The following is a 23,590-nucleotide window of genomic DNA, read 5'->3' as shown; positions in this document are numbered from 1 at the left end:
TGAACCAAACCGCCCACATATCTCTTCAGATATCAAATTTTCAAACAACGTTGAGACAAAAGAAACTGAGATGCGCCCTAACTTCTTGGCGCGCCCCGCCCTAATACCTCGAATTTTTATCCGCTTTCCGAACCGAACTCAGCGTCTCCGCTCCCGTCCGCCCCGTCTGGCGCCCCGCCGCTGCATCTCTGCGCCGCCGGTAGAGGGGGTTCTAAGGCGAGTGACAGAAACCCGCAAGCCATTTTTTGAGGTTTTGTGGAGTTTTTGTGAAATGACTTCAAAGCCCAATTATAACAGTAACTTAACACCTTAAATCATTTGCGCAATCTTGCCCTATCCCCACTTGCGCAGCCCCATTATGTTAACGCCACCAGTTATCCACAGGCCATAGAGCCCATAGGCGCGATTCAGGGGTGTGAATCACGGCTCTTAACTGCGAATCCGATTCACCCCGCCCTGCGAAAGCCTCTGCCGGATGCGCTTGAAGGGAAGGCGGTAGATCAAGAGCGCCAAGATCACTCCGGCGTAGATCAGCGGTTCCAATTGAAGACCCTTTGCCAGCCATAGAAAATGAAGCGCCGCCAGCAGCGCCGCGACATAGGTAAGACGGTGGAGTTTGCGCCAGCGGGCGCCAAGCTTGCGCAGGGACCAGTTGTTGGAGGTGGCCGCCAAGGGGATCAGACAGAGGAACCCCGCCATACCAATGGTGATATAGGGCCGCTTTAGAATATCCGTCCAGACTCGCGAGAGCGTCTGCACATCCAACACGGCCCAGACGGTGAGATGCGCAAGCGCATAGACAAAGGTCATAACGCCAATGGCCCGGCGAAAGCGCAGTAAGTTCAGCCCAAGTGTCCGGCGTAGGGGGGTAACAATCAGCCCAGCAATCAAAAGGCGCAGCGCCCATAGGCCATAGAGATGCTCCAACCCCTTCACCGGGTCACGACCCAGCCCACCGTTGAGCCCCTGATAGAAGAACCACGGGATCGGCAGGGCCAGCAGCAGATAGACGGACCAAACCGGAACGCGCCGGGCGAGACTGTTCAGAGTGTCAATCGCCCCCGCCATCACACAGCCACCCCGGGCAACACGCTTCCGCCGAGGCGGTCAAAAACTCTGTGCATATATAGTGTGTCGCGCATCAGAAGTTCGCGGTCAGGTCCATGCCCTCGTAGAGCCCTGCCACCTCTTCTTCGTAGCCGTTGAACATCAACGTCGGCTGACGCCGCGCAAACAGCCCGCCACCGATGGGGCGCTCATCGGCCTGCGACCAACGCGGATGGCTCACGTCGGGGTTCACGTTACTGTAGAAACCGTATTCCCGCGGCGCGGCCTTGTTCCAGCTGGTGGGCGGCTGTTTGTCTGTCAGGGTGATCCGCACGACGGATTTGATCGACTTGTAGCCATATTTCCACGGCACCACCAAACGCAGCGGCGCGCCGTTCTGGTTCGGGATGTCTTTACCATAGATGCCGGTGGCCATGATTGTCAGCGGATGCATCGCCTCATCCAGACGCAGCCCTTCGACATAGGGCCAGTTGAGCACGGGGAAGCGGACGCCGGGCATTTCCTCAGGCCGGTAGGCCGTCTCGAACGCGACGTATTTCGCACCGGATTGCACCCCGGCCATATTCAGCAGATCGGCCAACTCGAACCCGTTCCACGGCACCACCATCGACCAAGCTTCGACGCAGCGCAGGCGGTAGATGCGCTCTTCAACGGTCATGGCCTTCATGATGTCCTCAAAAGCGTAATCGCCTGGCTTGTCGACCATCCCTTCGATGGCCACTGTCCACGGCTTGGTCGTCAGGCTCCCTGCGTATTTCGCGGGGTCACCCTTGCCGGTGCCGAATTCGTAGTAATTGTTGTATTGGGTGATGTCCTCATAGTCATTCGGGGTAAGCTCCTCTTGGGCCATGGCCCCCTGCCCCAAGCTGGCCAGACCCAGCCCCGCCATCGCGCCGCCCATGATCTGACGCCGGTTAAAGTACTGCGCCTCGTCGGTCACGTCTCGGTCTGTCAGTCGATTGATCCAGCGATTGGCCATTTCAGCACTCCCTACTATACTCAATAGAAGTTAGCGCCCGCCGCGGGTGGCACCAAATCCTTTCGCCCGGATTTCAGCCAGCACACCGGAATGTCAGGCGCCGTTATTAAAGGAGTGCCGCCATGATCCGTTTTCTTTTTGCCGCCGGTCTGATGCTGGCCAGCGCCGCGCAGGCGGATGAGATGGTCACCTATACCACGGATCAGAGCTTCGGCGATGTGACCTTTGGGGTGGAGAATGCGATCCTGAACCAAGGGCTGATCCCCGAAAACGTCAGCCATGTAGGTGAGATGCTGGACCGTACCCGCGCGGATGTCGGCTCTGACGTGGTGCTGTTCGAGGCGGCGGAGGTGTTCAGCTTTTGCTCGGCCGCGCTGTCGCGCAAGGTGATGGAAGCGGATGTGATGAACATCGGCTTTTGCCCCTACGACATTTTCGTGATGCAACTGCCAGAGAGCGACGAGGTGACCGTCGGCTACCGCGCCTTCCCTGAGGGCGCGATGCAAGAGGTGCAAACCCTGCTAGATACCATCGTGAAGGAAGCGATTGGCGAATAATGGGCGCCTTTCGCGGGTTTTAGTCCAAGCAAAAAGGCCGGGAAAACCCCGGCCTTTCTTAACGTCTTGGGCGTTTAATGCACCGTGGCATCATCCGGTTTGGGCCGGTTCGACGCGGCCACCTGATCGCCAATGATCAACCCATCGGCCCCGGCACGGACGGTGACGGTATCGCCGTCTTTCACGTCTCCGGCCAGCAGCATCTCAGCGAGCGGATCCTGCACGGTGCGCTGGATCACCCGCTTGAGGGGCCGCGCGCCGAAGACCGGATCATAGCCCTCATCCGCCAGCCATTTCCGCGCGGCGTCATCCAGATCAAGCGTGATCTTCCGCCCCGCAAGCCGCTTGAGCAGCCGTGCCATCTGGATCGTAACGATGCCGTCCATATCCGCACGGCCCAGACGGTCAAAGATGATCGTCTCGTCCAGACGGTTCAGGAACTCAGGCCGGAAATGCGCCCGGACCGCGTCCATCACGTCGCGCTTGGCCGCGGCCATGTCACCGCCCTCGGGCAGTTGGCTCAGCGCCTGCGCCCCGAGGTTTGAGGTCAGGATGATCAGCGTCTGCTTGAAGTCGACCGTGCGGCCCTGACCATCGGTCAGCACACCATCGTCGAGCACCTGCAACAGCACGTTGAAGACATCCGGATGCGCCTTTTCGACCTCATCAAAAAGCACGACCTGATAAGGACGCCGCCGCACCGCTTCGGTCAGCACACCGCCCTCGTCATAGCCGACATAGCCCGGAGGGGCACCGATCAGACGCGCCACCGAATGCTTCTCCATGAACTCGGACATGTCGATGCGGACCATCGCATTGTCGTCGTCAAAGAGAAACTCGGCCACGGCCTTGGTCAATTCGGTCTTACCCACGCCAGTCGGCCCTAGGAAGAGGAAGCTGCCAAGCGGGCGGTTTTCGTCGTTCAGCCCCGCCCGCGCACGGCGCACGGCATTGGCGACCGCTTTGACAGCCGCGCTCTGACCGATCACCCGATCATGCAACTGCTCTTCCATCCGCAACAGCTTGTCCCGCTCCCCTTCCAGCATTTTGCCGGCAGGGATACCGGTCCAACGCTCGACGACGCTGGCAATCTGATCCGGGCGCACGGCCTCTTCGACCATCATGTCGTCTTCGCGGCCCTCGGCGGCTTCAAGGTCGCGCTCCAACTGCGGGATCACGCCATAAGATAGCTCGCCCGCGCGCGCGAGGTTGCCTTCGCGTTTAGCAATGTCGAGGTCGGCCCGCGCATGGTCCAGCTTTTCCTTGATGTCGCGCGCACCGGCCAGCTTGTCCCGCTCGGCCTGCCACTGCGCCGTCATCTCGGCGCTGCGGTCTTGCAGATCGCTCAGGTCTTTCTGCAAAGCCTCCAACCGATCCTTGGACGCGGTATCGTCTTCTTTCTTCAGCGCTTCGGCTTCGATCTGAAGCTGCAGGATCTGACGGTCCAGCGCGTCCAGTTCTTCGGGTTTGCTGTCGACTTCCATGCGCAGACGGCTGGCGGCTTCGTCCATCAGGTCGATCGCCTTGTCGGGCAAGAAACGGTCGGTGATATAGCGATGGCTCAGCGTCGCCGCCGCGACCAGCGCGGTGTCGGAAATGCGCACACCGTGGTGCAACTCATACTTCTCTTTGATGCCACGCAGGATCGAAACGGTGTCCTCCACCGTCGGCTCCTGCACGATTACTGGCTGGAACCGCCGCGCAAGTGCTGCGTCTTTCTCGACATATTTGCGGTATTCTTCGAGCGTGGTGGCACCCACACAGTGCAGCTCACCCCGCGCCAGCGCAGGTTTCAGCAGGTTCGACGCATCCATCGCGCCGTCGGCCTTACCGGCACCGACCAGCGTGTGCATCTCGTCGATGAACAAGATCACCTCGCCCGCGGCTTCGGTCACCTCGGTCAGAACCGCCTTCAGCCGCTCCTCGAACTCGCCACGGTATTTCGCCCCGGCGATCAGCGCGCCCATGTCGAGCGCGAGCAGGCGTTTGTTGCGCAGAGATTCAGGCACGTCACCGTGCACGATCCGCAGGGCCAAGCCTTCGGCAATGGCGGTCTTACCCACACCCGGCTCACCGATCAGCACCGGGTTGTTCTTGGTCCGGCGGCTCAGCACCTGCATCGCGCGGCGGATTTCCTCATCCCGGCCAATGATAGGGTCGATCTTGCCCTCTTCGGCCCGCGCGGTCAGGTCGAGGCTGTATTTCTCCAAAGCCTCATAGCTGTCTTCGGCGGTGGCGCTGTCGGCCTTGCGCCCCTTACGTACATCATTAATCGCGGTGTTCAGGGCTTGAGCCGTTACTTTGCCCGCTTCCAACGCCGTCTTCGCGCCGGACTTCACCATGCAAAGCGCGGTCAGAATGCGTTCGACAGTGACAAAACTATCGCCCGCTTTCTTGGCCATGGTTTCGGCCTCAGCCAACACTTTGGCGGTGGTGCCGTCCAAATAGACCTGCCCCGCATCGCCGGTGACTTTCGGGATTTTGCCAAGCGCGAGGTCAAGCGCCTGCATCACGCGCGCACCATCGCCGCCCGAGGCCGCGATCAGGTTGCGCGCCAGCCCTTGGTCGTCGTCCAGCAGTGCTTTGAGTACATGTTCAGGGGACAGCCGCTGATGGCTTTCCCGTGTCGCAATGGTTTGCGCCGCTTGAATAAAGCCGCGCGATCTTTCCGTGAACTTGCTCAAGTCCATGGGTCTCTCCTTTTCTACAAGCGCTCCAAAATGCCGCGCCCGATATGTGGCACGCAGCGGTCTGAGCCTCGGTATCAATTTGGGAAGCGGTGCTGCGGGTTCAAGACCGTACGGGCGCAAAATACCGCCGCCAAAGAAGCCGCCAATAGGAAGAATTCAGCCAATAAGGCGAAAATACGGCCACTTTGCGTCAAAAAATACCACCCTATGCCATTGATATAAATACATTGTTAACCTTTATCCACAGAAAGTGTAACCATAATGAAACCATTTGGCTGCCTCTCGCGTTCATTCCTCAGACGAGAGCAGGACGACAAATCCTGCCAAGGTTCAGAAGAACACAAGAGGTGAAACGATGCAGACGCGCCCTATCCAGTTGACAGAAGTCACCTACAATGCGGCCACTCAGTGTTTCGAAGCGCTGGTGACCGTCCAAGACGGGGAGCAGCTGCGCCGCTACGCTTGTGCCATCGATGCCCCGATTACCATGTCATACCGCGATGCCGCTGACGGCCTGTCCCGTCAAGCGCTCCGCCGCCACGCCCAGAAACGTGGTTTGAGTTCCGAGGTCCTGCGCCACGTCCCCGCTCAGCGGGCCGGACGCCGCAGCTTCGATCCGCTGCGTTGGTTGGAAGAGGTCATGGACCTCCCCGGCCGCGACGCAGCCTAACCCTCTTCCGTGCGGCACCTGCCTGCCGCGCGGCTGCCCGCGGACCTGCTGCCACCTCATCTGTCCCGATGTGGCGTTCCGCATACCAGAGACCAGTGCCTGCCTGCTAAGTCTCTGATCACTTGGCCCGGACCCCGCAACGCGGTGTTCGGGCCTCTTTTTTGCGCCCCTATTTTTTTGCGCCCCTATTGCATGAATGATGGACTTGCCCCGCGCCGCGGCGTAGGTCAAAGCCGTTTGAAAATTGGCAGGAGCCCTCGCATGTCTGATGACCGTCTGATTGTCGCCCTTGATGTTCCCCATGCGGTCGCGGGGCTGGAACTGGCCGAAAAGCTCGGCGATGCGGTGGGCTTTTACAAAATCGGCCTCGGCATGCTGACGGGCGGCGGCTTGGCCTTGGCCAATGAACTGAAACAGGAACATGGCAAGCGCATCTTCCTTGATATGAAGCTTTTCGACATCGGTGCCACCGTAGAGGCGGCGGTGCGCGGGCTGGCCCAGTTCGATCTGGATTTCCTGACCGTCCACGGCGACCCGCATGTGGTGGCGGCGGCCAAGCAAGGGGCCGCCGGCACCGACATGAAGATCCTCGCCGTCACGATCCTCACCTCGCTTGACCGCGCCGACCTTGACGCCGCGCTGATCCAACCGGGCGATCTGGGCGATCTGGTGCTGACCCGTGCGGGCCGCGCGTTGGACGCAGGCGCGGATGGCGTCATCGCCTCCCCTCAAGAGGCCGCCGCGATCCGCGCCCTCCCCGAAGCAAACGGCAAGCTTATCGTCACGCCGGGCGTGCGCCCCCAAGGTGCCGCATTGGGCGATCAGAAACGGGTCGCCACCCCCGGTCAGGCCATCGCGGATGGCGCCGATCACATCGTGGTGGGCCGCCCGATCTGGCAGGCCGAAGACCCCGCTGCCGCTGCCCGCGCCGTGCTTCAGGAAATTTCTGAACGTTAACAAGAACCTCCCTCGCCCTGTAGCAAATCGACCACAGCGCGCCGGGATGCGCCGCGGGGGCGGCCATCAATGTTAGGCGAAAACCGCGCAACATGTTATGTTGAACTCAGGTGATACTCCCCGACGAACTGGTTCTTCCTGATGTTCGTCACCTCCCCCCGCTCACGCAGGCGGGGGGCCTTTATTTCCCCCTCTAGTGCTGGTCTTTTTCTGTCGCGCTTTGCGCCAGATAGACCCGCAAACGGTCCTGAAATGCGGGCACCGCTCGGGCGTGGGTCAGAAACTCATCCTGCGTCATCAAACGCCAGCGCTGCCCCTCGTCGCCAAAGACAATCTGGGCCTCGGCCTCGGCAGGCAAGCGCGCAACGAAGAACCATTTGATCCGCCCCGCCTCATCAAAACTGCCTTGCCAGATCACCGCGTCTTCGGGCACCACGATCCCCAACTCTTCGCGGCATTCGCGCAACGCGCAGGCCAGCGGGGTCTCTGCCCCCTCGCGGCCCCCACCGGGCAGATCCCAATGATCCGCAAAGGGCAGGCCCGGCGTGTCATCGCGCAGGATCACGGCCAGCTTCTCTCCAAGGTACAGCGCCAGCTTTGCGCCATCAAAGCCCATGTTAAATCCCTCGCGATCTGGTTAGAATCGTCGCCCGAACCCTGCCCTCCCGGTGTACTCATGGCTACCCTCTGTCGCGACTGTCTTTCTGAAATCGCTCCGGCGCGGCGCTGTCCGCGCTGTGGCAGCCCGCGTGTGCTGTCCCACCCGGAACTCTTCGACCTGTCAATCGCCCATATGGATTGCGATGCCTTCTATGCCTCGGTGGAAAAACGCGACAATCCCGAACTGGCTGGCAAACCCGTCATCATCGGCGGCGGGCGGCGCGGGGTCGTGTCGACCGCCTGCTATGTTGCGCGGATACGGGGCGTGCGCTCGGCCATGCCGATGTTTCAGGCGCTCAAACTGTGCCCCGAGGCGGTGATCATCAAGCCACGCATGGAGGTCTATGTCGAAGCCTCCCGCGCGATTCGCGCGATGATGGAAGAGATGACCCCGGCGATTGAGCCCTTGTCGCTGGACGAAGCATTTCTCGATATGACCGGCACCGCGCGGCTGCACGGTCAGCCCCCGGCGGTGATGCTGGCGCGTTTGGTGCGGCGGATGAAGGTGGAACTGGGGCTGACAGGTTCTATCGGGCTGAGTCATAACAAGTTTCTGGCCAAGGTCGCCTCGGACCTCGACAAGCCGCATGGGTTCTCTGTCATCGGCGCCGGCGAAACGGCGGCGTTTTTGCGCGACAAACCGGTGGGCATGATCTGGGGCGTCGGGGCCGCCACGCAGACCGCGCTGGAAAAGGCCGGCATCCGCAGTTTTTCCGATCTGTTGCGGTGGGACCAGACCGATCTCATCGCCCGCTTTGGCAGCATGGGCGACCGGCTGTGGCATCTCGCGCGCGGCCAAGACAAACGGCGCGTGTCGCGGCACCGTCCGGTGAAATCAATCAGCAATGAGACAACATTCTCAGACGATACCGGCGATGCAGAGATTCTCGATGGCCACATCTGGCGCTTGGCGGAAAAGGTGGCGGACCGTGCCAAGGCGAAAGAGATGGCAGGCCGGGTGGTGACGCTAAAACTGAAACGCGCCGATCACTCTTTGCTATCACGCCGCCTGTCGCTGCACGATCCGACGCAACTGGCCGACCGCATTTATCGCACCGCCCGCGCCCTGTTCGATCAGGTCGACCACAATAGCGCCTATCGGCTGATCGGCGTGGGGCTATCGGATCTTTCGGGCGCAGAGGGGGCGGATATGGCCGGCGATCTACTTGATCCCGGAGCCGCACAGCGCAGCCGCGCCGAACGCGCAGCCGACAGCATTCGCAGCCGTTTCGGCGATAAAGCAATCGTGAAAGGCCGCGCCCTGCGCTGACCTACTCCGCAGCGAGGGGAAGCCGCTGCTGTCCGATCTGCGCCACTTCGGCCACCACACGCTGCAACGCTGCCTGCACCGCCTCGAAAGCACCGTTGGGCCGAATCAACCGCTCGTTCATATAGAGCGCCCGGTCGATCTCGACCTGCACGGCATGCTGCCCGCGCGAGGGACGGCCATAGGCTTGGGTAATATAGGCCCCGGCAAAGGGCGAATTGCGCGTCACCACGAACCCCGCCTCGACAAAGGCGGCTTCGATCCGGTCGACCACCTCGCCCCCCGCCGCCGCGCCAAAGCGGTCGCCCAACACGACATCGGGCCGCCGCATCCCGCCGCGCGCAACGCCGTCCATCGCCTCATGCGGCATGGAGTGGCAATCGACCAGCACCGCCTGCCCGTGACGGCGATGCGCCCCGCTCAGCAACTCCTGCAATTTCGCGTGATAGGGCCGCCAGTAGCTGTCGATGCGCAGCTGCGCCTCTTCTTGGGAAAGCTTGCCACGATAAATCGCCCGACCATTGGCCACCACGCGGGGAATCACCCCAAGCCCCGAGGCCACGCGCGGGTTATGACCCTGCCGCGGGATCCCTTCGATGACCGATGGGTCCAACTCCTCGGGCGCGCGGTTGAGGTCGATATAGGCCCGCGGCGCACCAGCTTTGATGAAAGAGGCCCCATGCAGCGGCGCGCAATCGAACAACAGATCGACAAAAGCATCCTCGGACGAGCGGATCGCATGTTCGTCCAAAACCGACCGCCGCAGGAAAGACGCCGCATAATCCCGACCCGAATGGGGCGAGGCAAAGACCACGCAAGAGCGGTTTCGGTCGGGATGCAGTACTTCGTAGGCAGTCATCGGCATAATAATTCCTTCTAAGTCGAACATAGCGTGTTTATTCCGCTCCAAAAGCCCTTGATCCCGTCGCCGACTCCTTTTATAGCACCCCAACGGCGCGAAATTTCGCGCCCCATTTAGTTTTGGGGCCGGTATGGAAACGCTTAAAAGTGGGTGATTAGCTCAGCGGTAGAGCACTTCGTTGACATCGAAGGGGTCACTGGTTCGATCCCAGTATCGCCCACCATTATTCATCGACCTGCCTTTGGCAGGTTGCCCGCAACCCAGGCGCTGGCCCGCGCCACGACATGAGGAGACGACCATGAAGGTTCGCAATTCGCTCCGCTCGCTCAAGAATCGGCATCGCGATTGCCGTGTTGTGCGTCGCAAAGGCCGCGTTTACGTCATCAACAAGACGCAGCGCCGGTTCAAAGCCCGTCAGGGCTGAGCTTCGCAGCTTTTTAGAATTAAAGGCCGCTCCTTCGGGGGCGGCCTTTTTCGTTGCGGATAACGGCTTGCAACCCCGGCGCAAAACCCCACCTTCAAAGCAGACTTGAATAACAAGGAAGACCATCATGTCGGACACGCCCGAATATACGCCCCCAAAGGTTTGGAAATGGGAATCAGAAAGCGGCGGCAAATTCGCCAGCACCAACCGGCCCATCGCCGGTGCGACCCATGACAAGGACCTGCCCGTCGGCGACCACCCCTTTCAGCTTTATTCCCTCGCCACGCCCAATGGCGTCAAAGTCACGGTGATGTTCGAAGAGCTGCTAGAGGCGGGCCATAAGGCGGCTGAATACGACGCATGGCTGATTGATATTTCCGAGGGCGATCAGTTCGGTTCGGGCTTTGTCGAGGTGAACCCCAACTCCAAAATACCCGCGCTGATGGACCACTCTGGCGATGCGCCCCAGCGGGTCTTCGAATCGGGGGCGATCCTGCTCTATCTCGCTGAGAAGTTTGGCGCCTTTCTGCCCCAAGACCCCGCCCGCCGGACCGAGGCGCTGTCGTGGCTCTTTTGGCAGATGGGCAGCGCGCCCTACCTTGGCGGCGGCTTCGGCCATTTCTACGCCTACGCCCCAGAGAAGTTCGAATACCCCATCAACCGTTTCGCGATGGAAACCAAGCGTCAGCTTGATGTGATGGACAAGCATTTGGCCGAGCATGAGTATTTCGCCGATGAATACTCCATCGCCGATATGGCGATCTGGAGCTGGTATGGTCAATTAGTGCTCGGGCGGCTCTATTCGGCGGCTGAGTTCCTTGACGTGACCTCTTACAAAAACGTCATGCGTTGGGCCGAAGCGATTGACGCACGCCCTGCCGTGACCCGAGGCCGTATGGTCAACCGCGCCTTCGGCGACGACCTGTCGATGCAACTGCATGAGCGGCACGACGCCAGCGATTTCGACACCAAGACCCAAGACAAGATCGGCGGCAAAGACTGACCGCTTAGCCCTCGGCCTGATGCGGCCGGGGGCTTTCCGACCAAATTTATCGGAATTGGTTGCAGGGCCGGATAAAATCTGTTTCTTACTGTTTCAGTCAAGTTATCCCAAATGGAACAGGACCCTGATATGACCTTCTGCAAAACATCGACTGCCGCCGCCGCGCTGATGGCGCTGGCCCTTCCTGCGCTGGCCGATGGCGAGTTGAATCTCTACTCTTCGCGTCACTACGACACTGACGAGCGACTCTACTCCGACTTTACCGAAGCAACCGGCATCACCATCAACCGCATCGAAGGCAAAGCCGACGAACTGCTGGCCCGTATGGAAGCCGAAGGCGCGAACTCCCCCGCCGACGTCCTGCTGACCGTGGACACCAGCCGCCTCAAGCGCGCCAAAGACATGGACCTGCTGCAAGCGGTCGAGAGCGACACGCTCGAAGAGCGCATCCCCGGCAACCTGCAGGACGACGACAACCAGTGGTTCGGTCTGTCCCAACGCGCGCGGATCATCTTCTACAACAAAGAGACGATGGACAATCCGCCAGCGACCTACATGGATCTTGCCGATCCGGCCTACAAAGGTCAGGTCTGCATCCGGTCTTCGACCAACACCTACAACCAGACCCTGCTGGCCTCCATCGTGACCCATGAGGGCGAAGAAGCCGCGACCGAATGGGCGCAGGGCGTGGTCGACAACATGGCGCGCGCCCCCCAAGGCGGCGACACCGACCAGCTGCGCGGCATCGTTTCGGGTGAGTGCGACATCGCGGTCTCCAACAGCTACTATTTCGCCCGCGCGATCCGCACCGACGTCGACGGCGTGAGCGCCGATATCGGCAAGATCGGCCTGATCTGGCCGGACCAAGAAGGCAACGGCGCGCATATGAACCTCTCGGGCGGCGGCGTGGCCAAGAACGCCCCGAACCGTGAGAACGCGGTGAAATTCCTTGAGTATCTCGCCTCCGATCAGGCGCAGGTCTATTTCTCGGCGGGCAACGATGAATTCCCCACCGTGGAAGGCGTAGAACTGGCCGACAGCGTCAAGCAGTTGGGTGAGTTCAAAGCCGACGAGGTGAACCTGTCGGACGTGGCCGAGAACATCGGCACCGCGCAGAAGATCTTCAACTCGGTCGGCTGGGAATAATTCAACCTAGCGAGTAATGCAGAAGGCGGGCTTTCGGGCCCGCCTTTTTTTATGCGCGGCGCTTCCCGCAAGCGCCCGCCCGGGGGCACCCCGGGCATCACCCTCCCCCTCATCGCGCCCCGGCCCGGAATCAAGCCGCAGGCGCCGGGCCATCGCCTGCCCGTCCCGGCGGGGAGGCGATTTGGTGAGGCAGGGCAAGCCCTAGCGAACACACACCAAGATTGCACCCTAAAGTGGCACCAAGGCACGTCAGGATCGCCACCCCACGGGCAGGCGCTGGCCCTTCCGCGTTACCGCTGCCGCCCCACCTGCCGGCAGATCAGAATCACCGGCAGCAGCCCCATCGCCACGATCACCAAGCTCGGCACCGCCGCTCCGTTCAAGCGTTCATCACTCGCCAAACGGTAGGCCTGCACCGCCAGCGTGTCATAGTTGAATGGCCGCATGATCAGCGTGGCGGGCAGTTCCTTCATCACATCGACAAAGACGATCAGCAGCGCGGTCAGCAGGCTCGGCGCAAGGATCGGCAGATGCACCCGGCGCAGCGTCCCCAAGGGCGTCTGCCCCAGTGACCGCGCGGCGGCGTCCATATTCGCATGCACCATCGACTGCCCGCCCTCATAGGCCCCAAGCGCCGCAGCGAGGAAGCGCACCAGATAGGCCAGCACCAAGAGCCAAATTGAACCGGTAATCAAAAGCCCGGTGGAAACATCAAAGGTCTCGCGCATCCAAGCATCGAGCGCGTTGTCGAAGGCCGCGAAGGGCACCAGCAGCCCCACGGCGATCACCCCGCCCGGCACCGCATAGCCCAACCGCGCGACATAAGCCGCCCCCTGCGAGACCCGGCCCGGGCGCAGCCGCCGGTAAAACCCCACGCTGATCGCCGCCAGCACCGTCAGCGCAGCCGCGACCCCCGCCAGCGTCACCGAATTGCGCATGAAACCGAGGTAGCGCGGGCTGAAAAGGCTCTGCTCGCTATCAAGCCCCATGGTCACGAGGATGACCACCGGCAGCACCGCGCCAAAGAGCACCGGCACACCACAAAGCACGATCGCCGCTGCGGCCTGCCAGCCTTTCAGCTCGGCTGGCGGTGCGGATTGGGTCCGACGCGCGGGGTCGTGATACTTGGCCTTGCCGCGCTGCGCCCGCTCCAGCATCGCCAGCAATAGCGCGAAACTCAGCAGGCAAAGCGCCAGTTGCGCGGCGGCGGCCCGGTCGAACATGGAGAACCAGCTGGTGTAGATGCCGGTGGCAAAGGTCTGGACGCCGAAATAGGCCACGGTGCCGAAATCGGCGATGGTCTCCATCACCGCCAGCAACACGCCGCCCGCAATGGCGGGCCGCGCCAGCGGCAAGCTGACCTTGAAAAACGCGGCCCAAGCGCTGGAGCCGAGCGCGCGGGCGGCCAGGAATGTCGTCCCGCTTTGTTGCAGAAATGCGGCGCGGGCCAGGAGGTAGACGTAAGGATAAAGCACCAACACTAGCATCGCCGCCGCCCCGCCAAGCGAGCGGATCTCGGGGAACCAGTAGTCACGCGGGCCCCAGCCCGTCACGTCGCGCAGCATGGTCTGCACAATGCCGGGATGGTCGAGCACATGGGTATAGGCGTAGGCCAGCACATAGGCCGGGAAGGCCAGCGGCAACACCAGTGCAATCTCCAACAGCTTGGCGCCGGGGAAACGTGTCATCGTCACCAGCCATGCCGCCCCCACACCGATGGCAAAGGTGCCGAGAGATACCAGCAGCACCAAAAGCAGCGTCGTCACCGTGTAGCGGCCCAGCACCGTGTCGATCAGATGCTGCACCGTCTCCGTCCCGCCGCTCAGCGCGGCGATCAGGACCGCCAGCATCGGCAGCGCACAGATGGTGGCGACGGTCAGGGCGACAGCCGACAGCGCGCGCAGCCCGTCGCGGGCGCGGCGCAGATGAGGCGTCTCAGAGGAGGCGGTGTTCAGCGTCATGCGCCCTATTTCGACGATTTCACTCGGAAATGCCAGAGGGCGCGACGCCGCGCCTCAATCGTAGCTGCGGGTATCTTCGATCACCAACCCGTCGCGCGGCAGGCTGCCGGGGGCAACCAGCTCGACCCGGCCCTTGAGCTTGAGTAGATCGGCGACGGATCGGGCATAGGCGTCCTTGTCCTCTCCGGCGGTTTCGATCTGAACTGTCATCACATCGGCCTCGCCTTCCCGGCTTGCGATGACACGGGCCTTTTCGATCTCCTCGTGTTGGGCAACCAGTGCCGCCACCTGCTCGGGCCGGACGAACATGCCCTTGATCTTGGTGGTCTGATCGGCGCGGCCCATCCAGCCCTTGATCCGCATGTTGGTCCGTCCACAGGGGCTTTCGCCCTCCAAAACGGCACTAAGGTCGCCAGTGGCGAAGCGAATGAGCGGGTAATCGGGGTTCAGCGTGGTGACCACCACCTCACCGACCTCACCGGGCGCGACCGGGATTCCGGTGCCGGGAGTGACGATCTCGACGATGACCTGCTCGTCGACGATCAGCCCCTCCATCGCCGGGCTTTCATAGGCGATATTGCCCAGATCGGCGGTGGCATAGGATTGCAAACAGGTGATACCGCGCTCTTGATAGAAGGCCCGCAGGCTGGGGAAAAGCGCGCCGCCGCCGACTGCCGCCTTGGTGATTTTCAGCTCAACCCCCATGGCATCGGCCTTTTCCAAGATCACCTTGAGGTAATCCGGCGTGCCCGCATAGGCGGTTGAGCCCACATCACGGGCGGCGGTGACCTGTAGCTCGGTCTGGCCGGTGCCTGCGGGCAAGACGGTCGCCCCAACCGCACGCGCCCCGGATTCGAAGATCATGCCGGCAGGGGTCAGATGGTAGCCAAAGCAGTTGTGCACCACATCGCCCGCGCCGATGCCCGCGGCATGCAGGAAGCGCCCCATCCGCCACCAGTCAGGATCGTTGCTGGAGGGCTCGTAGATTGGGCCGGGCGACTGGAAGACATGGCTGAACTCCGTCACCGGCTTGGTCGTGAACCCGCCGAAGGGCGGCTGCCCCGCCTGCGCCTTGCCAAGCTCAGATTTGCGCAGCACCGGGAGGTCGGCTAGGGCGGCGGCTGAGGTGATCTGTGATGCGTCCACCCCTTTGAGCGTCTCGCCATAACCCGGCAAGCCCTGTGCGCGGGCGATCTGCTGCGGCAGCGCCTGCGCCAAATCGGCCGCCCGTTGGTCGGCGCTGCGGGTTTCCAGATCGTCGAAATGGGGCTTGGTCAGCATCCCTGTCACTTTCCTGCTATGGCATCACTGGAGAGGGCACAGGCCCGCTCTGGTCTTGTCTTGGGTCTTTCTGGTCCGGTCGGGTACCGGCTTAACTCAGCCAGCGTTTGCGGCGGCGGTAGCTGCGCACGTCGCGAAAGCTCTTGCGGCCTTCGTCGGACATGCCGAGGTAGAATTCCTTCACGTCTTGGTTCTCGCGCAGGTCTTTGGCGGGGCCGTCCATCACCACGCGACCGGATTCGAGGATGTAGCCGTAATGCGCAAAGCGCAGCGCGACGTTGGTGTTCTGCTCGGCCAGCAAGAAGGTCACGCCCTCCTGTTCGTTCACCGATTTCACGATCTCGAAAATCTGCTCAACCAGTTGCGGCGCAAGGCCCATCGACGGCTCGTCCAAAAGGATCGTCTCAGGCCGGGACATCAGGGCGCGGCCAATGGCGCACATCTGCTGCTCGCCGCCCGAGGTATAGCCAGCCTGCGAGCGGCGGCGCTCTTTCAGGCGGGGGAAATAATTATAGACCATCTCAAGGTCCTGCTGGATCGCGGCATTGCCATCGGTGCGGGTATAGGCACCGGTCAGCAGGTTTTCTTCGATGGTGAGGTGCTCAAAACAGTGACGGCCTTCCATGACCTGCACGACACCTTTCTTCACGGTCTCGGCAGGGTCCTGATGCTGGATCGGACCGCCGCGGTATTTGATCGAGCCTTTGGTAACCTCGCCTCGCTCCGAGGCCAGCAGCCCCGAGATCGCCTTGAGCGTCGTCGTCTTGCCCGCGCCATTGCCGCCCAGCAGCGCGGTGATGCCGCCCTTGGGCACATTCAGGCTGACGCCCTTCAGCACGAGGATGACGTGGTTGTAGATCACCTCGATATTGTTGACCTCAAGCAGGTTGTCGACTGCGACGTCATTGGTGTTGGCGGCATCCAGCATGGGAAGGACCTTTCTTGGGGCTTGGGTAGGTTCCCGGCCACCCAGAAGGGCAGCCGGGAGCGGTGTCTTAGCAGTTGCCTTCGATGGCGTTCTCGTCGGCATAGGCCGAGCTATCCGCATCGATCAGCGGCTGGATCACGTCTTGATCCGACTGCATGAAGTCCGACACGAGGTTCCATTCCTTGGCTTCCGCATCCCACTGGGTCACGGCGACAAAGCCCTCACCACCGTGGTTTTCACAGGAGACCGAGAACTCAGGCCCGAAGTCCGGCAAGCCAAGCGCCGCCATCTTCTCTTCGGTGATCTCAAGCTGCTCCATCCCGTCGCGCATCTGGCCGCCGGAGATGTCGCTCACACCGTGGATTTCCTGCGCCGTACGGGCCGCTTCAGACACCAGCATGGCGGCATAGACGCCACGGTTATAAAGCACCGAACCAACCTGATCGCCTGCGCCGGCAGCTTTGCCCGCATCGACGACGTACTTCTGCAGATCGTCATAAAGCGGATAGTCGGAGCCCACGTTGTGGAAGGTCAGCGCCTTGTAGCCATCGGCCTTGGCACCCGCCGCCAGAACGTCGTTTTCCGAACCGGACCACCAGATGCCAATGAACTTATCCATCGGGAAGCGGATGTTGGCGGCTTCTTGAACCGCAACTTGGTTCATCACGCCCCAGCCATACATGATCACATAGTCAGGCTTGTCGCGGCGGATTTGCAGCCACTGCGATTTCTGCTCCTGACCGGGGTGATCGACGGGCACTTCTTTCAGCTCGAAACCATGCTTCTCGCTCAGCTCTTGCAGCGTGCGGATCGGCTCCTTGCCATAGGCGGAGTTGTGGTACACGAGCGCGATCTTCTTGCCCTCAAGGCTGCCACCTTCCTGTTCCATGATGTGCTTGATCGCAACCGACGCGCCATCCCAGTAGTTCGCCGGGAAGTTAAAGACGTGGCTGAAAGTGTTGCCGTTCTTGGCCGAGGTACGGCCCAGACCCGATGTCAGCATCGGGATGTCGTCTGCGGTGACTTTGGGGATCAGCTGGTAGGTGATGCCGGTCGAGAGCGGCTGATACACCAGCGCGCCTTCGCCCTTGGTCGACTCGTAGCACTCAACGCCTTTTTCGGTGTTATAGGCGGTCTCGCACTCTGGCACACGGATGGTTTCGCCACCGATGCCGCCGTCACGCTCGTTCAGCAACGTGAAGTAATCGGCGTAACCGTCGGCGAAGGGGATGCCGCCCGCCGCGTAGGGCCCGGTACGATAGCTCAGCGATGGAAAGACAAGGTCCGCCATCACGGGGCTTGCGGCCATCAGGCCAGCTACGGCCAGTGTTCCCAGTTTATATTTCATCGGTGTTTCCTCCCTTGGATTGTCCGACTTGGGTGTTTGGGCCGGGTTTCCTCCCTCCGGCCTCGCTTTTCATGGCCGTCCCTTAGTGCGGGAAGGGCCACAATCTCAGTTTTTCCTTGGCCACGCGCCACAGCTGCGCCAGCCCGTGCGGCTCTGCGATCAGGAAGATCACGATCAGCCCGCCGACAATCACCAGCTGCAAATGCGCCACGATATCCGTGGGCCAGCCCAGCCAGTCGACGCCGACGATCTTCAGAAGCACCGGCAGCAGCACAAGGAATGCGGCCCCCGCAAAGCTGCCAAAGATGCTGCCCAATCCTCCGATGATGATCATAAAGAGCACAAGGAACGATTTGGTGATGCCGAAGGCTTCGCCCACTTCGACCGCGCCGAGATAGATCGAAAAGAACAACGCGCCGGAGATGCCGATGAAGAAAGAGCTCACCGCAAAGGCCGTCAGTTTCGCCCGCAGCGGGTTCACCCCGATGATCTCGGCGGCGATGTCCATGTCGCGGATCGCCATCCATTTACGGCCCACCGAGCCGCGCGTCAGGTTGCGCGCCACCAGCGCCGAGAAGACGGTGAAAATCAGGCAGAACATATAGGTGGCCCAGGCTTCGGCGCTCGGTCCGGTGATCAGGATGCCAAAAGTGTCCCGCTCAGGTGCGCTGATCTGGCCGGAGGCCGAGTAGTTGTAGAACCACGGCACCCGGTTAAACAGCCACACAAGGAAGAACTGTGCCGCCAGTGTCGCCACGGCAAGGTAAAAGCCCTTGATCCGCAGACTTGGCAGCCCAAACAGCGCGCCCACCGCGGCGGTGATCAACCCGGCGAGCAGGATATGGATGAACATGCTCACATCTGGCATCGCCGTCATCAGTTTGTAGGAGGCGTAAGCGCCCACCGCCATGAAGCCCCCGGTGCCAAGGCTCACCTGCCCGCAATAGCCGACAAGGATGTTCAGCCCAATCGCCGCAATGGCGTAGATCAGGAAGGGCAGGAACAGCGAGTTTACCCAGTAGTCATTGACCATGAAGGGAATAACAAAGATCGCAACGAACAGCACCACATAGTAGCGATACCGGTCGAACTTGATCGGAAAGGTCTGCTGGTCTTCGGCGTAGGTCGTGCTGAAATCGCCTGCTTCACGATAGAACATTAGACTGATTTCCCTTCTGCGATCATTGTGTCGTTGGATGCACAGCGGCGCATCATGCCTGTATCAAACCCGTTCAATGATCTTCTCCCCAAACAGGCCCTGTGGGCGGAAGACGAGGAAGACCAGCGCCAGCATATAGGCGAACCAGTTCTCAGTCGCGCCGCCCAGGAAGGGGGCACCGATCAGGAATTCGAACAATTTCTCACCCACACCGATGATCAGCCCGCCGACAATCGCACCGGGGATCGAGGTGAAGCCACCCAACATCAGCACCGGCAGCGCCTTCAGCGCGATCAGTGACAGCGAGAACTGCACGCCCGATTTCGCGCCCCACATGATGCCCGCGACCAAGGCCACGAAACCCGCCAGCGACCAGACCAAAATCCAGATGAAGTTCAGCGAGACACCCACCGACAGCGCGGCCTGATGGTCGTCCGCCACAGCCCGCATGGCGCGGCCCTGCTTGGTGTATTGCGCGAACATCACCAACCCAATCACAAGGATCGCCGCGACGATGGAGGCCACGATATCGAGGTTGTCGATAAAGAAGCCGTAGCCTGTGGCGTCAAAGGTAAATTCATCAATCCAGATGTTAATGCCCTGCGGCAGCCCCACGTCGAGCGTCTTGATCTCAGACCCCCACATCAGATCGCCGACGCCTTCAAGGAAATAGGCCAGACCGATGGTCGCCATGAACAGAATGATCGGCTCTTGGCCCACAAGGTAGCGGAATACGAACCGCTGCACGCAATAGGCCAGCACGATCATCACCACCATCGTCAGCAGGATGGCAAGGAAGGCGGGCACATGCCAACCGAAGTGATGCACCTCGGTGCCGAGGATCGCGTTAATCAGATGGCTAAAGGGCACCTGCCCGTCCATGATCCCGACCAGTGTCAACGCGGCAAAAAGCGCCATAACACCTTGAGCATAATTGAAAATGCCCGAAGCCTTGTAGATCAGCACGAAGCCAAGCGCCACGAGCGCATAGAGCACCCCGGCCATCAGCCCGTTCATGAAGACCTCGATTGTAAACGCCAGTTGCTCAGGCATCATTGGCCCTCCCCAAAGTCAGAACGGCAGTGTTGCTGCCTGCGGTCGCCATGCAAAGATCACTCATGTGCCACCCCCAGATAGGCGTCGATCACCTCTTGATTGTTGCGTACGTCGTGGGGCGAGCCGTCACCGATCTTGCGGCCGTAATCCATCACGACGACGCGGTCGCTCAGGTCCATGACCACGCCCATGTCATGCTCAATCAGCGCGATGGTCGTGCCGAATTCGTCGTTCACGTCGAGAATAAAGCGGGACATGTCCTCTTTCTCTTCGACGTTCATGCCAGCCATCGGCTCATCCAGCAGCAGGATCGTTGGCTCAGCCGCCAAGGCGCGGGCCAGTTCAACGCGCTTTTTCAGACCGTAAGGCAGACGCGCGACCGGGGTTTTACGGATCGCCTGAATCTCCAGAAAGTCGATGACCTTCTCGGCGATCTCGCGGTTCTCGACCTCTTCGCGCTCGGCCTTGCCCTTCCACAAAGACTGCGCCAGCAGGCCCGATTTCATCTGCGTCAGACGACCCGTCATCACGTTGTCGAGCACTGACATGCCCTCAAACAGCGCGATGTTCTGAAAGGTCCGTGCGATGCCCTGCTGCGCCACCTGGTAGGGTTTCATCGGCGGACGCTGCGCGCCTTTGTACCAAACCTCACCCTCCTGCGGGACGTAGAAGCCGCTGATTACATTGAGCATCGAGGACTTCCCCGCCCCGTTCGGCCCAATAATCGCGCGGATTTCACCCTCGCGGATGTCGAATGAGATGTCCTTGATCGCCTCCACGCCGCCAAAGCGCAGGGTGATGTTCTTCATCTCCATCACCGTCGGGCCGATGGTGCGGCCGTCGTCGGTGACATAGCTGTCAGCCTGATCTTTCACGCTGTCCCTTTCCATAGTTCCCGCCTGCCCGGCGCTGGCCCCGGCCGCGCTCATTCCGCTGCCATCTTGTGGCTGGTCGGCTGCACCGCGGCGTCGCGAATCTCGAGCGTCGCCTTGATCGAGCCCTTGCGGCCATCCTCATAAGTCACTTCCGTCTCGGTGCTGACCTGTTTGGAGCCGTCATAAAGCGCGGTGATAATGTCGGCGTATTTCTCTTCGATGATCTTGCGGCGCACTTTGCGGGTGCGGGTCAATTCACCATCGTCGGCGTCCAACTCTTTGTGCAGCACGACAAAACGGTGCACCTGACAGCCCGAAAGCATCTCATCCTCGGCGACCGAGCGGTTCACCTCCTCCACATGGCTTTGGATCGTGTCCATCACCTGCGGATGCCGCGCGAGTTCTTGGTAAGAGGCGTAGCCGATGTTGTTACGCTCGGCCCAGTTGCCCACCGCCGTGAGGTCGATGTTGATGAAAGCGGTGCATTCGCTGCGCTGGTTGCCAAAAACCACAGTCTCAAGGATGTTGGGGAAGAACTTGAGCTTGTTCTCCACATATTTCGGCGCAAAGAGCCGCCCATCGGCCATCTGGCCCACGTCCTTGGCGCGGTCGATGATGCGCAGGTGGCCCGAGCCTTCTTCGATAAAGCCCGCATCGCCCGTGGCGACCCAGCCCTCGGCATCCTTGGTGTCGGCGGTGCTTTCGGGGTTCTTGTAGTATTCCACGAAGACACCCGGCGAGCGGTAGAAGACCTCGCCATTGTCCGCGATTTTCAACTCAACGCCGGGGCAGGTCACACCCACGGTGTCGCTGCGCACTTCGCCGTCAGGCTGGGCGGTGATGAACACCGTCGCCTCGGTCTGGCCGTAGAGCTGTTTCAGGTTGATGCCGAGCGAACGGTAGAAATCAAAAATCTCCGGGCCGATCGCCTCGCCCGCCGTATAGCCCACCCGCACGCGGCTGAACCCCAGCGTGTTTTTCAGCGGGCCATAGATCATCAGCTCACCAAGCGCATATTTCGCGCGATCCCAAGCGGATACCTTTTTGCCATCCAGAATCGCTGGCCCAACCTTGCGGGCATGAGCCATGAACTTGTCGAACAGCCATTTCTTAAAGCGGCTCGCGTCTTCCATGCGGATCATGACGGAGGTCAGCTGCGTCTCGAACACACGCGGCGGAGCGAAATAGTAGGTCGGCCCGATCTCGCGCAGATCGACATGCATCGTCTCGGCGCTTTCGGGACAATTGGTGCAGAACCCGGTCCAGAGCGCTTGGCCCACGGAGAAGATGAAATCACCAACCCATGCCATCGGCAGATAGGCGAGGATCTCATCATTGCGTTTGAGATTGTCGAACTCCGAAGACGACTTCGCGGTCTCGATCACGTTGCGGTTGGACAGAACCACGCCCTTAGGCTTGCCGGTGGTGCCCGAGGTATAAAGCATCACGCCAGTTGAATCGTAGTTCAGTTTGGCCTGACGGGCTTCCAGTTCCGCAATGTGTTTCTCGCGGTTGGAGCGGCCCATTTCCTGCACGGCGCTGTATTGGTCGAGCTTGGAGTGGTCGTATTTGCGCAGGCCCCGCGGGTCGAGATAGATCATCCGCTCAAAGTCGGGCAGCTGCGCCTGCACTTCGATGATCTTGTCGACCTGCTCCTGATCGCCCACCACGGCAATACGCGCGCCACAGTGGCCCATGACATAGGCCATCTCTTCGGCGTTGGCGTCTTGGTAAAGCGGGACGGGGATGGCGCCAGCCATCTGCGCCGCCATCATCGCCCAATAGAGGTATGGTCGGTTGCGCCCGATAACAGCGACGAAATCGCCCTCGTCCAATCCCAGCTCCAGAAATCCGAGCGCCAGCGCCTCAACCTCGTCGCGGGTCTGCGACCAGGTCCAGCTTTGCCAGATCCCGTATTCCTTCTCCCGGTAAGCGGGGGCGTTTGCGAATTCACTTGCGTTGCGATGCAACAGCGCCGGCACGGACTGAGGTCCGTCGGCACGCGTCAGCGGCTTAGCCAAATTGTCTTCCTCCCATGCCCGCCCTCCCCGGCGGGTTCGATCGCTTGTGCGATTCTATGATCTCACAAGTGACGTTGTCTTAGGTGTGGAGGTCAACTTTTTCCTGATCTTTTCCGAATCCTAACGAATTGTTACAGCGCGATTTAGCACCCTTCGCGGCTAGTCGATGCCGTTGGCACGCTGCACCTCGCGCACATAGGTCACGATGGATTTAACCTCGGCCTGGGTGATCCCTTCCACCGGGGGCATATTGCCGAAAGACCAGTGGTGCTGGCGTACGCCATTGGTTGCCGCGACCAGAAAGGCGCCATCGCCGTGGTGGCTGGGTTCATAGATTTTATGGATCAGCGGCGGGCCTGCGCCTTCGCGCCCGGCGGCATTGACCCCGTGACAAGCCGAGCATTTCGCCTCAAATGCACGCGCGCCGATCTGCGCCTGCTCGCTCAGGCTGTCCGGCAGGGTGACGGCTGCCATCGCCGCGCCGCTTGCTGTGGGGGCCGGGGCCTCTTCGGCACGCCACCACATATATCCGCCAATCGCGACCACCGCAGCCACCGCCACCATTCCAAAGTTCTTGTCCATGCTCTGCCTTTCGGGTTTCATTTGCCGCGCTTCTCCGGGCCTCCAGCGCAAGAAGGTCAAGCGCCATTTGGCCTTTCCTCTGCGCGGTGCTGGCCC

Annotated in this window: 21 protein-coding genes and 1 tRNA gene; 8 read left to right on the top strand and 14 right to left on the bottom strand. The window is 61.1% G+C overall.

The window, feature by feature from the left end; translation table 11 throughout:
- Positions 1-429: 429 nt before the first annotated feature.
- Together msrQ and msrP are read right to left on the bottom strand one after the other, a co-directional pair.
- Entirely contained in the window at positions 430-1,068 is a 639-nt protein-coding gene (gene msrQ / locus K3762_RS02440; protein ID WP_132444161.1) for a protein-methionine-sulfoxide reductase heme-binding subunit MsrQ, read from the bottom strand.
- A 73-nt stretch (positions 1,069-1,141) separates the two neighbouring features.
- Positions 1,142-2,047: a protein-methionine-sulfoxide reductase catalytic subunit MsrP gene (msrP, locus tag K3762_RS02435; RefSeq protein ID WP_132444160.1), complete on the bottom strand. Its 906-nt coding sequence runs from the start codon at positions 2,045-2,047 to the stop codon at positions 1,142-1,144.
- A 122-nt stretch (positions 2,048-2,169) separates the two neighbouring features.
- On the opposite strand from msrP, the gene K3762_RS02430 reads away from it, so the two are divergent.
- Entirely contained in the window at positions 2,170-2,604 is a 435-nt protein-coding gene (locus K3762_RS02430; RefSeq protein WP_067630017.1) for a hypothetical protein, read from the top strand.
- A 74-nt stretch (positions 2,605-2,678) separates the two neighbouring features.
- Here the strand turns inward: K3762_RS02430 and clpB are convergent, their stop codons facing one another.
- Positions 2,679-5,294 (bottom strand): ATP-dependent chaperone ClpB, encoded by a 2,616-nt coding sequence (gene clpB / locus K3762_RS02425; protein WP_120350069.1) that lies wholly within the window; start codon positions 5,292-5,294, stop codon positions 2,679-2,681.
- Positions 5,295-5,649: 355 nt separating this feature from the next.
- On the opposite strand from clpB, the gene K3762_RS02420 reads away from it, so the two are divergent.
- Together K3762_RS02420 and pyrF are read left to right on the top strand one after the other, a co-directional pair.
- Positions 5,650-5,964 (top strand): orotidine 5-phosphate decarboxylase, encoded by a 315-nt coding sequence (locus K3762_RS02420; RefSeq protein WP_132444159.1) that lies wholly within the window; start codon positions 5,650-5,652, stop codon positions 5,962-5,964.
- Between the two features lie 261 nt (positions 5,965-6,225).
- Positions 6,226-6,921: an orotidine-5'-phosphate decarboxylase gene (gene pyrF / locus K3762_RS02415; protein WP_067630027.1), complete on the top strand. Its 696-nt coding sequence runs from the start codon at positions 6,226-6,228 to the stop codon at positions 6,919-6,921.
- Between the two features lie 193 nt (positions 6,922-7,114).
- Here the strand turns inward: pyrF and K3762_RS02410 are convergent, their stop codons facing one another.
- Entirely contained in the window at positions 7,115-7,537 is a 423-nt protein-coding gene (locus K3762_RS02410) for an NUDIX hydrolase (protein WP_260011275.1), read from the bottom strand.
- A gap of 60 nt (positions 7,538-7,597) precedes the next feature.
- Between K3762_RS02410 and K3762_RS02405 the strand changes: the two genes are divergently transcribed.
- On the top strand, positions 7,598-8,851 hold the full coding sequence (locus tag K3762_RS02405) for a DNA polymerase IV (protein WP_132444157.1): 1,254 nt from the start codon (positions 7,598-7,600) through the stop codon (positions 8,849-8,851).
- A gap of 1 nt (position 8,852) precedes the next feature.
- On the opposite strand, the gene K3762_RS02400 is transcribed toward K3762_RS02405, so the two are convergent.
- On the bottom strand, positions 8,853-9,713 hold the full coding sequence (locus K3762_RS02400; RefSeq protein WP_067630037.1) for an N-formylglutamate amidohydrolase: 861 nt from the start codon (positions 9,711-9,713) through the stop codon (positions 8,853-8,855).
- Between the two features lie 145 nt (positions 9,714-9,858).
- Here K3762_RS02400 and K3762_RS02395 point away from each other — a divergent pair.
- From K3762_RS02395 to K3762_RS02380, 4 genes are all read left to right on the top strand, one after another.
- A tRNA-Val gene (locus K3762_RS02395) sits at positions 9,859-9,933 on the top strand.
- A 75-nt stretch (positions 9,934-10,008) separates the two neighbouring features.
- Positions 10,009-10,134, top strand: a complete 126-nt coding sequence (gene ykgO, locus K3762_RS02390; protein ID WP_005850168.1) for a type B 50S ribosomal protein L36 — start codon at positions 10,009-10,011, stop codon at positions 10,132-10,134.
- 127 nt (positions 10,135-10,261) lie between these two features.
- Positions 10,262-11,137, top strand: a complete 876-nt coding sequence (gene yghU, locus K3762_RS02385) for a glutathione-dependent disulfide-bond oxidoreductase (RefSeq protein ID WP_260011272.1) — start codon at positions 10,262-10,264, stop codon at positions 11,135-11,137.
- Between the two features lie 129 nt (positions 11,138-11,266).
- The gene (locus K3762_RS02380) at positions 11,267-12,283 is read left to right on the top strand and encodes a Fe(3+) ABC transporter substrate-binding protein (RefSeq protein WP_132444155.1); all 1,017 of its coding nucleotides are present in this window, start codon (positions 11,267-11,269) and stop codon (positions 12,281-12,283) included.
- A gap of 290 nt (positions 12,284-12,573) precedes the next feature.
- Here K3762_RS02380 and K3762_RS02375 read toward each other — a convergent pair whose 3' ends face one another.
- From K3762_RS02375 to K3762_RS02335, 9 genes are all read right to left on the bottom strand, one after another.
- Positions 12,574-14,244 (bottom strand): iron ABC transporter permease, encoded by a 1,671-nt coding sequence (locus K3762_RS02375; protein ID WP_260011269.1) that lies wholly within the window; start codon positions 14,242-14,244, stop codon positions 12,574-12,576.
- Between the two features lie 54 nt (positions 14,245-14,298).
- Complete coding sequence (locus tag K3762_RS02370; protein WP_260011266.1) at positions 14,299-15,525, bottom strand: phenylacetate--CoA ligase family protein; 1,227 nt, start codon at positions 15,523-15,525, stop codon at positions 14,299-14,301.
- Between the two features lie 91 nt (positions 15,526-15,616).
- Positions 15,617-16,453 (bottom strand): ABC transporter ATP-binding protein, encoded by an 837-nt coding sequence (locus K3762_RS02365; protein WP_067630052.1) that lies wholly within the window; start codon positions 16,451-16,453, stop codon positions 15,617-15,619.
- Positions 16,454-16,520: 67 nt separating this feature from the next.
- Positions 16,521-17,801 (bottom strand): ABC transporter substrate-binding protein, encoded by a 1,281-nt coding sequence (locus K3762_RS02360; protein ID WP_067630058.1) that lies wholly within the window; start codon positions 17,799-17,801, stop codon positions 16,521-16,523.
- An 82-nt stretch (positions 17,802-17,883) separates the two neighbouring features.
- The gene (locus K3762_RS02355) at positions 17,884-18,960 is read right to left on the bottom strand and encodes a branched-chain amino acid ABC transporter permease (protein WP_120350062.1); all 1,077 of its coding nucleotides are present in this window, start codon (positions 18,958-18,960) and stop codon (positions 17,884-17,886) included.
- A 63-nt stretch (positions 18,961-19,023) separates the two neighbouring features.
- A complete protein-coding gene (locus K3762_RS02350; RefSeq protein ID WP_132444191.1) occupies positions 19,024-20,013 on the bottom strand; it encodes a branched-chain amino acid ABC transporter permease in 990 nt (329 codons plus the stop codon).
- A gap of 59 nt (positions 20,014-20,072) precedes the next feature.
- A complete protein-coding gene (locus K3762_RS02345) occupies positions 20,073-20,891 on the bottom strand; it encodes an ABC transporter ATP-binding protein (RefSeq protein ID WP_120352129.1) in 819 nt (272 codons plus the stop codon).
- Positions 20,892-20,941: 50 nt separating this feature from the next.
- Positions 20,942-22,873, bottom strand: a complete 1,932-nt coding sequence (locus K3762_RS02340; RefSeq protein WP_260011256.1) for an AMP-binding protein — start codon at positions 22,871-22,873, stop codon at positions 20,942-20,944.
- Positions 22,874-23,071: 198 nt separating this feature from the next.
- Positions 23,072-23,494, bottom strand: a complete 423-nt coding sequence (locus K3762_RS02335) for a cytochrome c (protein WP_067916388.1) — start codon at positions 23,492-23,494, stop codon at positions 23,072-23,074.
- Positions 23,495-23,590: the final 96 nt, after the last annotated feature.

The organism is Sulfitobacter sp. W074 (assembly GCF_025142275.1).
Taxonomy (GTDB): Bacteria; Pseudomonadota; Alphaproteobacteria; order Rhodobacterales; family Rhodobacteraceae; genus Sulfitobacter; species Sulfitobacter profundi.
Note: the sequence above shows the minus strand (reverse complement) of the source record. Positions and strands in the feature narration are given on the sequence as shown.